Source organism: Streptomyces sp. NPDC127097, assembly GCF_042724075.1.
Taxonomy (GTDB): Bacteria; Actinomycetota; Actinomycetes; order Streptomycetales; family Streptomycetaceae; genus Streptomyces.
The window spans coordinates 56,324-69,881 of sequence record NZ_JBHXFI010000020.1 but is presented as its reverse complement, the minus strand read 5'-3'; the positions used below and the strand labels follow the sequence as shown (position 1 = coordinate 69,881).

Sequence of the window (13,558 nt, the reverse complement as noted above, 5' to 3'; positions counted from 1 at the left end):
CCCGTGCCGACGCACCGTCCAGATCTGACGGTTGGTCAGCGACCTGAATCGCTGCCCATTGAGGCACGCGCCCCTGAAGAGAGCAAGGCAGAACCCCATGATTTTCCGGGCACCCGGCCGACGGAACGACCCGGCCGGAACACCCTGCTCATCCGTCACACTGTGCTGCCACCAGCACCTCGCCGGCCGCCGTCCGGAAATAGAGCACGGACCGCCCGGCCCGGCGGCGGCCGATCAGCCGGGCGTCGAGCAGCACCTTGAGGTGGCGGCCCACCGACCCCAGGCCCTGTCCGGTCAGCGCCACCAACTGGGTGGTGGTCTTGGGCGAGCCGAGGAGGACGAGTACGCCCGCCCGCGCGGCGCCCAGCAACGCGCCCAGCGCCTCGGGCACAGCCACCTGTCCGGTCTCGGCCAGCACCCCCGAGCACGGATACACCACGGCGGACCGCTGTCGGCCCGGGGCCGGGCGGACGTCCCACGAGAGCCAGCTCTGCTGCGGTGTGACGGGGACGAACAGCAGCCGCGCCCCATCGAGTTCGCGCGGCGGATGGTCGTCCGCCGTGATCTGTAGCCGGTTCGCCCCCAGCCAGCGCATACCGGGACGCATCCCGGCCAGCGCCGCGGTCCAGCCGCCCCGGCTCAGCTGCGCGCTGCGGGTGAGGACATCGGCCTCCAGGACCCGGCGGCGTCGCGCCCAGTACGGCAGCACCGCTTCCTGCCACACCCACTCCAGCAGCCCGGCGGTGCGCTCGGGCAGGTCATCGGAGCGACGCAGCGGGCCGGGGAGCGGCCGGCCCCCCAGGGAAACAGCAAGATCGGCGCGGACGGTGGCGGAGGAGGTTGCCCGGACAGGCGCCAACTCCTCGGCGAGGGAGGGAAGTTCCGCTACCGGGTCACCGGTCGGCGTGGGCGTCAGAAAGGTCGCGTTCCAGCGGTGTCCGAGAGCGGCCCGGACCAGCGCGGCGGTGACCGGGTCGTCGGCCAGCCGCCGGCGGTAGGCGGGCAGATGACGTTCGAGCCAGGACCGCTCCCCCGGATGCGCGGCCGCGCCCCGGTGCAGGGTCTTCAGTGTGGCGAGGGTCTCGGCCAGCGGGGAGATCGCGAAACGGCTTCCGGCTAGGGTGTCCGCGCTCACTTCCCACCAGCCCATCTCCCCTCCCCCGCTTCCCCGCTCCGCGCCGTTCGCCGTGGTTTCGCCGACCCGCGAAACAGTAACGCCCCGCCCGCGCGGCCCCCGAGACTCCGGGACCGTGCGCACCTACCGACAGCTCCTCCGTACACCGGAGTTCACTCCCTTCTTCCTGACCTCCGCCCTACAGGTGGGGGCGCAGACCATGAGCGGACTGGCCCTGGGCCACCGGGTCTACGCCGCGACCGGCTCTGCGCTGCTCTCCGCCCTGGCCATGTTCGGCCCGGCCCTCGCCCAGGTGATCGGCGCGGCGACCCTGCTGTCGGCGGCCGACCGGCTCCCGCCGCGCGCCGCACTGACCGGCCTGGCGCTCCTCCTCGTCCTGGGCACCGCCGTCCAGGCCCTCCCGGGGCTGCCCGTGTGGGCGGCCTTCGCCGTCCTCCTGGCGCTCGGGCCGGTCTCCTCGCTGAGCGGTGGAGTGCGCTACGGGCTGCTCCACGAGATCCTGGCCCGCGAGGGCTACCTGCTGGGCCGCTCGGTGCTCAACATGTCCGCCGGTCTGCTACAGATCTGCGGATTCGCGGCCGGCGGTGTCCTCGTGACCGTCCTGTCGGCGCGAGGCACCCTGCTCGCCGGGGCAGGGCTGTACGCCGCCGCCGCGGCCGTCGCCCGGTGCGGTCTCGGACGGCGGCCACCGCGCTCCGCGGGCCGGCCGTCGGTGGCCGACACCTGGCGCAACAACGCCCGTCTGTGGTCCGCCGGCCCCCGCCGCACCGTCTACCTCGCCCTGTGGGTGCCCAACGGGCTGATCGTCGGCTGTGAGTCCCTCTATGTGCCCTACGCGCCCCGGCACGCGGGACTCCTCTTCGCCTGCGGCGCCCTCGGCATGCTGACCGGGGACATCCTGATCGGCAGATGCGTCCCCCGGCGGTGGCGGCCACGGCTCTGTGTCCCACTGTGTCTGCTGCTCGCCGTGCCGTATCTGCTGTTCGCCGTCCGCCCGGCGCTCCCCCTCGCACTGGCCGCCGTACTGCTCGCCACCGTCGGCTATGCAGCGAACCTCCCCTTGCAGGAGCGCCTGATCTCACTGACCCCGGACGAACTGAGCGGACACGCCCTGGGGTTGCACTCCTCCGGCATGCTGGCCCTTCAGGGTGTGGGCGCCGCACTGGCCGGCGCCGTGGCCGAGCGCACCTCGCCCGCGACCGCGATGGCGACGGTGGCGGCCGCGTCGGTGGTGGTCACGGTTGTGCTGGCGCCCGGTCTGCGAATCTCGCGGCCGGTCGGGTGAGAGCTTCCCTCGCGACACGTGTGGTCGATGACGGTTGACTCAGCTACACCTCTGCATCAGCTCAGTCGGTGGATTTGGTACGGGTGGCGTGCGCTTTCGGGCCCGGGGAGTGGCGAGGGGGAAGCCGGCTCGATCGGTGGCATCGATGGCCGGTAGGTCTGGGCGTGCTCGCGACACAACCAGTACGTGTGACCTTCGGGTGTCGTGATCTTGTTCAGGCCACCCCACACCTCGGCGGGGTCAAGCTCCTTGAGGAGTTGGTACATGCGGCGGTGTTCAGCATGGTCCTCTGCCCTGACCATGGACTGCACTTGACCGTCACTCATCCGAGTGCCGGCTTCCTCGGGCAGCCCATCGAGCAGGGACTTCATCAGCTCGATGTCGTCTTTCAAGAGCTTCTCCAGATCTTCCGAGGCCATTCCCAGTCCGGCGCCGAAAACTGGAACCACGTATTTCAGGACCGAGAGTGTGCGCTGCACATAGGGCAACAGCACGGTATTGGTGAACTCGGACGCCGCAGACACCTCATAGGGCTCGACATCCGCCAACAAGTGCCATTCGCCCGGCGCCTCGCAGCAGAGGTGCAGCTGGAACATCTCGCCCGGCAGCAAGCCCGCAGCACGACGCCGGCCCCGCCGCCGAACCCATACAAGGCTCGGACACAGCACTTCATTTCGCGAATGCTCGCGCCTGAGCGCTGTGAGGAATCCGCGCTGCTGCTCGGCCAGCACAGCAGAAACCTCTGCGCGAGTCCGCCCCAGCTCTTCGGTGAAAATCGTGGTGGCCTGGTCGAACCGACCCCGGACTTCTTCGTGGTGCTCCTGCACGTTCCGCTGCATCTGATCGAGTTTGGCGAGCGCCTCAGCTGCCAGCGCCTCCGAGCGGCGGGCAGTCGGCGGTTCGATTCCCTGAAGCAGCATACGCACGTCCAGGTCTTCCAGATGTTCGGGGCATTCGATGCTTTCGCGGGGCGGCTTACGGGCGAGTCGAGCCACCAGCTGGGTGTGGGGGAACTCGTGAGCACAAGAATTGCCGTTCTCATCCTTGTACGGGCAGGGAACCGACCGGGTGATGTCGAGGCCGGGGTAGCGCTGCAAGGTCTGCTCGAAGCCGTCCTTGAGCACCGCGAAGAAATCGTGGGGGTATGTCCCGCGAACGCGGATTTCCGCTGCCTTGGCATGCCGGTCCACCACCACCAGGCCGAAGTGCTCGCCATCTGGATGTCGCAGCAAGGCACCCGAACGCCAGCGCAGTCCAGCGGAGAACCGGTGCTCCCGAGCGATGAACCAGGTAGGAATTCCCGGCGGCACGGTGTGCATCCGGTACCGCAGCCGCAACTCGCGCTGCTCGTCGCTCAGCAACGCGTCCCACCGCTCCTGGTAGGGCGGCGGGTCCCAAGGGAGAAGTTCCACCACAAGACTGCTCATGCGGTCTTCGGTGCGGTAGGACAGGTCGAAATTCTCCATCATTCTGATGAAGTGCCGGCGCATGGCTCGTTCAACGTCCCGCCAGATTTCATTACCCAGATTGTGGTCGAACAGCCCGCCGTTCTCCAGGACTTTCTCCGAGTCCAGGACCCGACTTATGTAGGCGGTCAGCCATTGCGGGCGCAGGACCACCAAGTCGCACAGCTCCTCGTCCTCCGGGTAGAAGAGCAAGTCGCCCAGGCTGTGCAGGGCGGCGGTCAACGCCTGCTGGTGGGCTTCCTCCGTCACTCCGTGCTTGGCCATCAAGGCGTACAGTTGCTCGGGTTCGACATGCTTGGCCTCGGCTGCCCGAACCGCATCGGCGGCCTCGAGCCATCGGCGGGGCCAAGTCGCCCCCATCAAAGGGAGACGCGCGGCTTCGAAACGGATGAACTCCCGCACCTCGTCGAGACCTTCACGGGTTTCACTGTCTGCGGCGAGACTCGCCACAATGAGCCCTGGATAGGTTTCCTTGAGTTCGGTGAGTGGCAGGTCCGGAGGCCGAGGCCCCAAGTGGGTAGCTACCAATACCACTGGGGCATGTGGGGCACGCGCCTTAATCATGTCAAGCCAATAGTGAAGCTTGCTCCCCTCCCAACCGATCTGTGCATCCCAGAGCAGCAGGAACAGGGAACGGTCGGTCAAGAAGAACTGATGAGTCGCATGGTAAATTTCCTGGCCGCCGAAATCCCAGGTGCTCAGGCGCATGATCACATCCTCACCCCTCGGGGGGTTCGGATGGGCCAGATCGAGGCTGTCGACCGTGAGCCCATGTGTGCTGGCCTCGTGAGGGTTATGAGGTTCTCCTCGAAGAGAACGCAGCAGCGACGTCTTGCCTACTCGCCCCTCACCCACCACCACAACTTTTGAAGCCCATTGACTGACCGGGTCGCGCCCCATCTCGGCAAGAAAGGACACCACTGCCTGAGCGCCGGCAGAAATGATCTCTGGCGGTGGGGTCGTCAGCTGGTTGCCGCTCAGGGAGAGCGTGGTGAGTTGGGTGAGGTTGCCCAGAGTCTCGGGGAGGGACGTCAGCTGGTTGTCACTGAGGCTGACCTCGATGAGGTGGGTGAGCTTGCCCAGGCTCTCCGGGACGGCCGTCAGCTGGTTGCCGTTCAGGTTGAGATCCACGAGTTGGGTGAGGTCACCCAAGCTCTCCGGGACCGACCTCAGCTGGTTGCCGCTCAAGTCGAGCCAGGCAAGTTCCGTGAGGTTGCCCAGCCCCTCCGGGACGGACATGAGCTGGTTGTCGCTCAGGTTGAGCGAGTTGAGTTGGGTGAGGTCACCCAGGCTCTCCGGGAGAGACGTCAGCCGATTTGCGAACAAGTAGAGCTCGGTTACGCGGGTGAGGTTACCCAGGCTCTCCGGGAGAGACGTCAGGCAGTTGTTGTCCAGGTCAAGACGGTCAAGGTGAGTGAGGCCGCCCAGCGACTCCGGAATGACAGTCAACTGATTGATGTCGAGACGGAGCATTTCGAGTTGGGTGAGGTTACCCAGGCTCTCCGGGACGGCCGTCAGCTGGTTCCCGTACAGATTGAGCTCGGTGAGACGGGTGAGGTTACCCAGGCTCTCCGGGACGGCCGTCAGCTCGTTCTCGTACAGATTGAGCCGGGTGAGACGGGTGAGGTTACCCAGGCTCTCCGGCACAGACGTCAGCGAATTGCCACCCAGGCTGAGCTCGGTGAGTTGGGTGAGGTTCCTCAGCGACTGCGGGACAGCCGTCAGCCGGTTGTTGCTCAGGTCGAGCTCGGTGAGTTGGGTGAGGTTCCTCAGCGACTGCGGGACAGCCGTCAGCCGGTTGTTGCTCAGGTTGAGCTCGGTGAGTTGGGTGAGGTTCCTCAGCAGCTCCGGCACACTCGTCAGCCGGTTGCTGCTCAGGTAGAGCGTACTGAGTTGGGTGAGGTCACCCAGGCACTCCGGCACCGTGGTCAGCTGATTGCCGGCGAGATAGAGCTCGGTGAGTTGGGTGAGGTTGCCCAGCGACTCCGGCACAGACGTCAGCCGGTTGGTCGTCAGGTAGAGCGTGGCAAGTTGGGTGAGGTTGCCCAGCGACTCCGGCACAGACGTCAGCCGGTTGTTGTCCAGAGAGAGCTCGGTGAGTTGGGCGAGGTTGCCCAGGCTCTCCGGGACAGACGTCAGCCGGTTGCTCCCCAGGTTGAGCACGGTGAGTTGACCGAGATTGCCCAACCACTCCGGGACGGTAGTGAGGTCGTTGTTGTCCAGATCGAGACACCAGAGGCGGGTGAGGTTGCCCAGGCTCTCCGGCACAGTCGTCAGCAAGTTGCTACTCAGGTCGAGCCAGGTGAGTCGAGTGAGGCTGCTCAGGCTCTCCGGGACGGTCGTCAGCCGGTTGCCACCTAAGTTGAGCGTGGTGAGTTGAGTGAGCTCCGCCATCGACTCAGGCAACGTATTCAGGGCCAGCCCTGAGAGATCCAGCTCATGCGCTCCGGCCTGCCGGCAGATGTCGACGAGCGTTTCAGCAGCTGCCAGCTCATCCCGTGGTTCCACTAGCCCACCCCATCCCATTGCTTTGTGGATGATGCTCTCGCGCCGTGCCAGTCAGGCGCGAGTGAATCCATAAAGTCGATCGCGGCGCTCGCTCACGCTACGGCGCCGTCCGACAGATTCGGAAACTCGGCCCGGCGCGGCGGGAATTACCCCCTTCAGGGCCTTCGGCGAGGGCCTGAGCGGCGCTCCACCCCGAGTCGCTGGTGGCACCCTCCCCTTCCCCGTCCCGGCCCCGCACGCAACTGGTCACAGTGTCCGCACATCCACCCTGATCTGGGCTTTTGCGCCCGCCGACCCTACGATCACTGGAGGGGAAGGGGGGACCGGATGGACCGGAACATCCGCACCGTGGACGACGTACTCAGGCTGCTGGACGGCCTGTTCGCGCCGGAGGCCGACCGATGGACGAGCGAGGGGGCCGCGTGGTGGGACGGCTTCTACGCGGACCGCGACCGGGCGGTGCCGTTCTTCGTGGCGAAGCCGGACGAGCACCTGGTCTCGTACGTCGAGCGCGGGCTGATCGCCCCGGGCCGGGCGCTCGACCTGGGCTGCGGGCCGGGCCGCAATGCGCTGTACCTCGCCTCGCAGGGCTTCGCGGTGGACGCCGTCGACCTCTCCCCGGCGGCCGTCGCCTGGGCCGAGGACCGCGCCCGGGAGGCGGGCGCCCAGGTCGCCTTCCACTGCGGCGATGCCTTCGCACTGGCCGGTGACGCACTCGACGGTCCGTACGACCTCATCCACGACTCCGGCTGCTTCCACCATCTGCCGCCGCACCGCCGCATCAGCTACCTCGCCCTCCTCGACCGGCTGCTCGCGCCCGGCGGCCATCTCGCGCTCACCTGCTTCGCGGCCGGCGCGATGGGCTCCGAACTCCCCGACGGCGACTTCTACCGGCAGTCCCGCCTCCACGGCGGTCTCGCTTACGACCCCGAGTCGCTGCGCCGGATCTTCTCGGACCTGACGGAGGTCGAACTGCGCCGTATGCACGACGAGCCGCCGGAGTCCCCGTACTTCGGCGAGGCATTCCTCTGGACCGCGCTGTTCCGCCGCGACGCCCGGTCATGACCTCCACGGGCCATGGGGGCGCAACCGGCCGCGGCGCCCCGGAGTGTTCAGCGGCTGCCGCTGGGCAGGGGGTGGCCCTCCGCCGGCCGGGCGGCGGTGTGCGCCAGATGACCGGCGGCCGACTCCGCCAGGGCGCGCAGCGCCGGGTGCCAGGGGCGGTCCCGCGGTCCGGTCAGTACGAGGCGGCGCGAGGTCTGCGGTTTCAGCGGCAGCAGGACCAGGTCGGCGGGGATCAGCGAGCGGGAGACCTCGGACAGGACGGTCACACCGATCCCGGCCTGCACCATGCGGATCAGCGTCGCCAGGTCCCGCACCCGGTGCGTGGGGGAGAAACGCAGCCCGGCCCGGCGGTGGAGCGTACGGACCCGGGCCTCGCAGCCGTTGGGTGAGATCAGGAACGGGTCGTCCTCCAGGTCGCGGAGGTCGACACCGGGCTCCTCCGCGAGCGGGTGGTCCCGGGGCAGCAGGGCCCGGTACTCGTCCGTGGCGAGCTGGATGCCGTGATCGGCGTGGGGGGGCTTCCCGGCGGATGCCGGGGGCGGATCGACCAGGACGGCGGCATCGGCCGTCCCGTCCTCCAGCCAGGCCGCGACCTCGCCGCTGTCGCCCTCGAAGACCCGCACGGTGATCCGGGGCTGATCCTCGCGCCAGTGCCGGAGCAGGCCGGGGACCAGCCCCTGGCAGACCGTCGGTGTGGCGGCCAGCCGCAGGGTGCCGGTCATGGTCCCGGTGGCCTCGGCCGCGATCTGCGCCACGGACCGGGCCGCCGACAGCGCCATCCGCGCGTGCGGCAGGACCCGCTCACCGAGCACGGTCGTCCGCACGGGGTGGGCACGGATCAGCAGCGGTGCGGCCAACTCGCGTTCCAGGGAGGCGACGGCGTGTGACACCGCGGACTGGCTCATGCCCAGTTCGTCGGCGGCCGCGCTGAACCCGCCCGCGTCGATGACGGCGAGAAAGGCCCTCAGCTGGGGGAGGTTCAGGGTCATGCGTGGGCCTCATATCCCTATGACGGCTATGCGTTGGCTCCATGATGCCCGGTTCGGTGAGGCTGGCTCCCTGCCGCCGGTTCCGGCGGCGGACCCCCGAGCGCATACCGAGGAGAGCCATGCCGTATTTCCGGGTCACCGTTCCCGACCCCGATCTCCCCACCGACGTCCAGCGCGCCCTCGCCGAGGGGCTGACGCGGCTGGCGGTCACGGTGCTGGGCAAGTCCGGCGCGCGCACCATCGTCCATCTCAACCTGGTGCCGCCCGGCCGCTATTACGTCGACAGCGCGCCCCTGACCGACGGCCGTGACGCGCATGTCGAGGCGAGCCTCACCGCGGGCACCAACAGCGCCGCGGAGAAGGCCGCCTTCATCGCCGCCGCCGATGAGCTGCTGACGGACCTCCTCGGTCCACTCCCCCGCTCCGGTGTCGCGCTGCACGAACTGCACCCGGAGAGCTACGGCTACAACGGGGTGACGCAACTCGACTACTACCGGCGGGCGGTGGCCGCACCGGGCACTCCGGAGGCCACCGCCGCACCCGTCGCCGCCGTCCGCTGAGCCTTCTCGCCGGTTGCGCGCCGGCTGTCCGGTGCGCCCCGTCCGCCCCCAGGAGGCTGCGCCCGGCTCCTCGACGAGGGCCGGGCGCACCGGAGTTACTCCCGCGGGGCCTCTTGACGCGCACGGGGCCGCCGCCAAGAATGAGCGCGCTCTGACAACGTTGTCGGCCGCGCAGGCCGTGTGTGCTCGTCCGCACGGGCCGGCCGGCAGTCCGGCGACCCAACCCCCGGAGGTCCGGATCCATGCCATGGCTCAGTCGTACCCGGCTGCGTACCGCGGGCGCGGTGCTGGCGGCCGCGCTCATCGGGAGCGCGCTCGCGGTCCCCGCCGCGCGGGCCGAGCCGCCCGGCGGCCCGCTCACCGACCTGGTCAATCCGTTCATCGGCAGCCAGAAGGACGGCAACACCTACCCGGGCGCCGCCGTACCGTTCGGCATGGTCCAACTCTCCCCCGACACCGGACACTTCACCGGCTACGGCTACGACGACGACCACATCCGCGGCTTCAGTTCGGTGCACGTCTCGGGGGTGGGCTGCGGGCTCGGCGGTGATCTGCCGGTGCTGCCCACCACGGGCGACATCACCGAGACCGACTATGCGAAGTACGCGGCCGGCTACCGGCACGACGACGAGTCGGCCCGGCCCGGCTATTACCGCGTCGGCCTGACGTCCTACGGCGGGATCACCGCCGAGCTCACCGCGACCGCCCGCACCGGGAAGCAGCGCTACACCTTCCCGGCCACCGACAAGGCCAATGTGCTGCTCAATACGGGCCAGTCGCTGCACAAGACGGTCTCGACCCGGGTCGAGGTGCTGGACTCCCGCACCATCCGCACCGCCCTCACCGGCCGCGGTTTCTGCCAGGACACCAAGCCGTACACCGTTTACACGATCACCCGCTTCGACCGGCCGTTCACCTCGTACGGGACCTGGGACGGCGACACGGTGACGGCCGGGTCCAAGCAGTCCACCGCCACCGGCCGGCACGGTGCCTACGCCCGCTTCGACACCCGCTCGGACCGAACCGTCGAGGCGACCACGGCCCTCAGCTATGTGGACGCGGCGGGCGCGGCCCGCAATCTGCGGGCCGAGGGCGGCAGTTCCTTCGACGGTACGAAGGCCGCGGCCGACCGGGCCTGGGAACGGCGGCTGGGCCTGGTGAAGGCCCGGGGCGGCGATCGGGCACTGCGCCGGACCTTCTACTCCTCGCTCTACCGGTCCTTCCTCGCGCCGAACATCGGCAGCGACGTGGACGGCCGCTATACGGGCTGGGACCAGCGGACCCATCGCGCCAAGGGCTTCACCTATTACCAGAACTGGTCGTTGTGGGACACCTATCGCACCCAGGCGCAGCTGCTGGCGCTGCTGGCGCCGGGTGAGTCCCGCGATATGGCGCTGTCGGTGCTGCGGATCGCCAAGGAGAGCGGCTGGCTGCCCAAGTGGGGCTACGGAACGGTCGAGACGAACATCATGACCGGCGATCCGGTCACCCCGTTCCTGACCAACGCCTATCAGCAGGGGCTGTTGCGGGGCCATGAGGAGGAGGCGTACGCGGCGCTGAAGAAGAACGCCGACGGAGTGCCCCCGGCGGATTCGCCGGCGGTGGGCCGGGAGGCCAACGCGCCCTATCTGAAGGACGGCTTCGCCCCGTACGTCAAGGGCCGTCCGCACACCAAGCCCGGCGACTCCGACTTCGACCACGGCGCCTCGGCGACCCTCGAATACGCCCTGTCGGATGCGATGCTGGCCCAGATGGCGCGCGATCTGGGGCACGACGAGGACGCCGGCCGGTATGCGGCCCGCGCCCAGAACTACCGCAAGATCTTCGACGGTTCGACCGGCTTCTTCCGGGCCCGCGACGTACAGGGCGCCTTCACCGGTCCGGCCGACCCCGCCAAGAGCGAGGGCTTCCACGAGGGCACGTCCTGGCAGTACCAGTGGCTGGTGCCCCAGGACCTGCCGGGGATGCTGCGGCTGATCGGCGGCAAGGACAAGGCCGATGAGCGCCTGGATGCGTTCTTCGCCTACCAGAAGCTGCTGACGGACCCGGAGAAGACGGCCCGCGAGGTGTGGGTCAACGGCCCCTATGACTACTACAACGCCGACAAGTACAACCCGCAGAACGAGCCGGATCTGATCGCGCCGTACACCTATCTCTCGACCGGCCGCCCCTGGAAGACGACGGATGTGGTGCACGCGGCGCTGACCCTGTTCACCGACGCGCCGTCCGGGATGACCGGCAACGACGATCTGGGCACGATGTCGGCGTGGATGGTGCTCTCCTCGATCGGGGTGTTCCCGGTACAGCCGGGCACCGACAGCTGGGGGCTGAGCACCCCGGTCTTCGACCGGGTGGATCTGACGCTGGACCGGCGCTTCTACCCGTCGGGGCACTTCACGGTCACGGCGCCCGGCACCTCCGCCGCCGACCGCTATGTGCGGTCGGTCCGGCTGGACGGCGCCGCCCACGACCGGACCTACCTCACCACCGACGAGCTGCGCTCGGGTCGCGAACTGGCCTTCACCGTGGGCCCGAAGCCGTCCAGTTGGGGCACCGGCGACCAGGCCGCACCGCCGCCGGTGGGCACCGCCTCAGCCGCGCAGCAGCAGTACGGCCGCCAGGGCTGAGATCACCACGGCGGAGAGCAGCGCGGTGACGGTCCGCCCCCGTGGGCCGGTCAGCGTCCGGCCCAGCACGGCTCCGCCGGCGGCCAGGAACAGCTGCCAGCTCACGGAGGCGGTGATCACGGCCGCCACGAAGGCGGCGGGGCCGGCGGCACTGTCCCCCAAGGCCCCGGCACCACCGGCCAGCACCAGCGCGGAGAAGTAGAGGACCGCCCAGGGGTTGATCAACGTCAGCCCCAGGAAGGCGAGATAGGCCCGGCCGGGGCGTCCCAGGACGTCCCGTTCCGGGCCTTCCGCCGTGTCCCGGTGGCGCAGTGCCCGTACGGCGGTGCGGAGCGCCATGCCGAGCAGGACGACGGCGGCGAGCGCGCGCAGCGGGCCCGCGACCGGGGCGAGGGCGCGTGAGAGGGCGGCGCCGCCGGCCACCGCGGCCAGCGCGTAGAGGCCGTCGGCGGTCGCCACCCCGAGCGCCGCCGAGGCACCGACCCGGAACGAGGTCCGGGCGGTCACGCTCACCAGCAGCACGGCCAGCGCGCCCACGGGAACGGCCAGCGCATAGCCCGCCCACAGGCCCGGCAGAAAGGCATCGGTCAGGATCTCGGTCATGCCGTCCACCTTCGGACGGGCCCATGTGGTGGGTCCATCGAAAGTTTCCGCAGGGAACCGTGTGGCATCTCCGCACGGTTGGGGCGGGGCCGGTGGGTCTACGCTGTCCCCGCATGATCGATCCCCGGTTACAGACCCTGCGCGTCCTGCATCAGCGGGGCACCGTCACCGCGACCGCCGAGGCGCTGCATCTGACCCCGTCGACGGTCTCCCAGCAGCTGCGGCAGCTGTCGGCCCGGCTGGGGCTGGAGCTCCTGGAGCCGGCGGGCCGCAACGTCCGGCTGACTCCGGCGGCGTTGGCGCTGGTCGAGCACGCCGATGCGCTGTTCGTGCGCTGGGAGGAGGCGCGGGCGGATCTCGCGGGGTACGCGGACGGGGTGGCCGGGCGGCTGCGGATCACGGGGGTGGCGACGGCGATCGCCGGGGTGATCGCACCGGCGGTGGCGCGGCTGCGCGCGGAGCTGCCCCGGCTGGCGGTGGAGATCGGCGAGGACCCGGGCGAGAACCGCTTCGAGCTGCTGCTGGCCGGCCGGGCGGATATCGCCGTGGTGATTCCGGCGCCGGGTGGTGCTCCCCCGAACTCGCGGCTCCACTCCAGCGGGGAACTCCCCCCGCCGGACGATGCGCGCTTCACCCAGCGGCCGGTTCTGGAGGAGCCGCAGGACCTGTTGGTGCCGGCCGGGCACCGGTTCGCCGGGCGGGTGGCGCGGGGCGTGACGCTGGCGGAGGCGGCCGGGGAGAGCTGGATCCGCGCCGGGGATCCGGCCGATCAGCATCAGCTGCTGCTGACCGCCTGTGCCACGGCGGGCTTCACCCCGCGGGTGCGCCATGACGCGGTGGACTGGTACGCGGTCGCCGCCCTGGTCGCGCACGGTTTCGGGGTCTGTCTGATACCGAGGCTGGCACCGGTGCCGGAGCACTGTCCGGTCGTACGGGTGCCGCTGCGCGGGGAGCCGCTCCCGGTGCGGCGGTTCCTGGCGGCCGTGCGGCGCGGCAGTGAGCGCCGGCCGCCGGTCGCCCGCGGGCTGGCGGCGCTGCGCGCGGCCGCGGGCGAACGGGAGGCGAAGGGGGTGTGAGCGGGCGCGTCAGCCCTGAAGGGCCTGCCAGAACTCGTCGAAGGACATCCGTCCGTCGCTGTCGGTGTCCTTGGCCTTGATGACCGCCTCGGCGACCGGGCCGGTGACGAACGGGTCGCCCATCTCGGCCATCGCGTGCTTGAACTCCTCCGGCGTGACCTGGCCGTCGCCGTCCGCGTCGAACCGGTCGAACGCCGCCCTGGCCTTCTCCATGTCTGCCATGTGAGGTGCCCCCTTCGTGGTG

At 69.7% G+C, this 13,558-nt stretch carries 10 protein-coding genes; 5 read left to right on the top strand and 5 right to left on the bottom strand.

Annotated elements, in window-relative coordinates; translation table 11 throughout:
* Positions 1-148: 148 nt before the first annotated feature.
* Entirely contained in the window at positions 149-1,150 is a 1,002-nt protein-coding gene (locus tag ACFWJW_RS17685; protein WP_387241514.1) for an ArsR/SmtB family transcription factor, read from the bottom strand.
* Positions 1,151-1,250: 100 nt separating this feature from the next.
* On the opposite strand from ACFWJW_RS17685, the gene ACFWJW_RS17680 reads away from it, so the two are divergent.
* Entirely contained in the window at positions 1,251-2,420 is a 1,170-nt protein-coding gene (locus ACFWJW_RS17680; RefSeq protein WP_387241511.1) for an MFS transporter, read from the top strand.
* 56 nt (positions 2,421-2,476) lie between these two features.
* Here ACFWJW_RS17680 and ACFWJW_RS17675 read toward each other — a convergent pair whose 3' ends face one another.
* Positions 2,477-6,394, bottom strand: a complete 3,918-nt coding sequence (locus tag ACFWJW_RS17675) for a leucine-rich repeat domain-containing protein (protein WP_387241508.1) — start codon at positions 6,392-6,394, stop codon at positions 2,477-2,479.
* Between the two features lie 327 nt (positions 6,395-6,721).
* Between ACFWJW_RS17675 and ACFWJW_RS17670 the strand changes: the two genes are divergently transcribed.
* The gene (locus tag ACFWJW_RS17670) at positions 6,722-7,459 is read left to right on the top strand and encodes a class I SAM-dependent methyltransferase (protein WP_387241505.1); all 738 of its coding nucleotides are present in this window, start codon (positions 6,722-6,724) and stop codon (positions 7,457-7,459) included.
* Positions 7,460-7,506: 47 nt separating this feature from the next.
* Here ACFWJW_RS17670 and ACFWJW_RS17665 read toward each other — a convergent pair whose 3' ends face one another.
* Positions 7,507-8,448, bottom strand: coding sequence for a LysR family transcriptional regulator (locus ACFWJW_RS17665; RefSeq protein WP_387241502.1), 942 nt, complete (start codon positions 8,446-8,448; stop codon positions 7,507-7,509).
* 119 nt (positions 8,449-8,567) lie between these two features.
* Here ACFWJW_RS17665 and ACFWJW_RS17660 point away from each other — a divergent pair, with 119 nt between their 5' ends.
* Complete coding sequence (locus ACFWJW_RS17660) at positions 8,568-9,008, top strand: 4-oxalocrotonate tautomerase family protein (RefSeq protein ID WP_387241499.1); 441 nt, start codon at positions 8,568-8,570, stop codon at positions 9,006-9,008.
* A 242-nt stretch (positions 9,009-9,250) separates the two neighbouring features.
* Positions 9,251-11,635, top strand: coding sequence for a GH92 family glycosyl hydrolase (locus ACFWJW_RS17655; RefSeq protein ID WP_387241496.1), 2,385 nt, complete (start codon positions 9,251-9,253; stop codon positions 11,633-11,635).
* Here the strand turns inward: ACFWJW_RS17655 and ACFWJW_RS17650 are convergent.
* The gene (locus ACFWJW_RS17650; protein WP_387241493.1) at positions 11,600-12,238 is read right to left on the bottom strand and encodes a LysE family transporter; all 639 of its coding nucleotides are present in this window, start codon (positions 12,236-12,238) and stop codon (positions 11,600-11,602) included. The genes ACFWJW_RS17655 and ACFWJW_RS17650 overlap by 36 nt on opposite strands.
* A 113-nt stretch (positions 12,239-12,351) precedes the next feature.
* On the opposite strand from ACFWJW_RS17650, the gene ACFWJW_RS17645 reads away from it, so the two are divergent.
* Positions 12,352-13,314, top strand: a complete 963-nt coding sequence (locus ACFWJW_RS17645; RefSeq protein ID WP_387241490.1) for a LysR family transcriptional regulator — start codon at positions 12,352-12,354, stop codon at positions 13,312-13,314.
* A gap of 9 nt (positions 13,315-13,323) precedes the next feature.
* On the opposite strand, the gene ACFWJW_RS17640 is transcribed toward ACFWJW_RS17645, so the two are convergent.
* Entirely contained in the window at positions 13,324-13,536 is a 213-nt protein-coding gene (locus ACFWJW_RS17640; protein WP_387241487.1) for an EF-hand domain-containing protein, read from the bottom strand.
* Positions 13,537-13,558 lie beyond the last annotated feature (22 nt).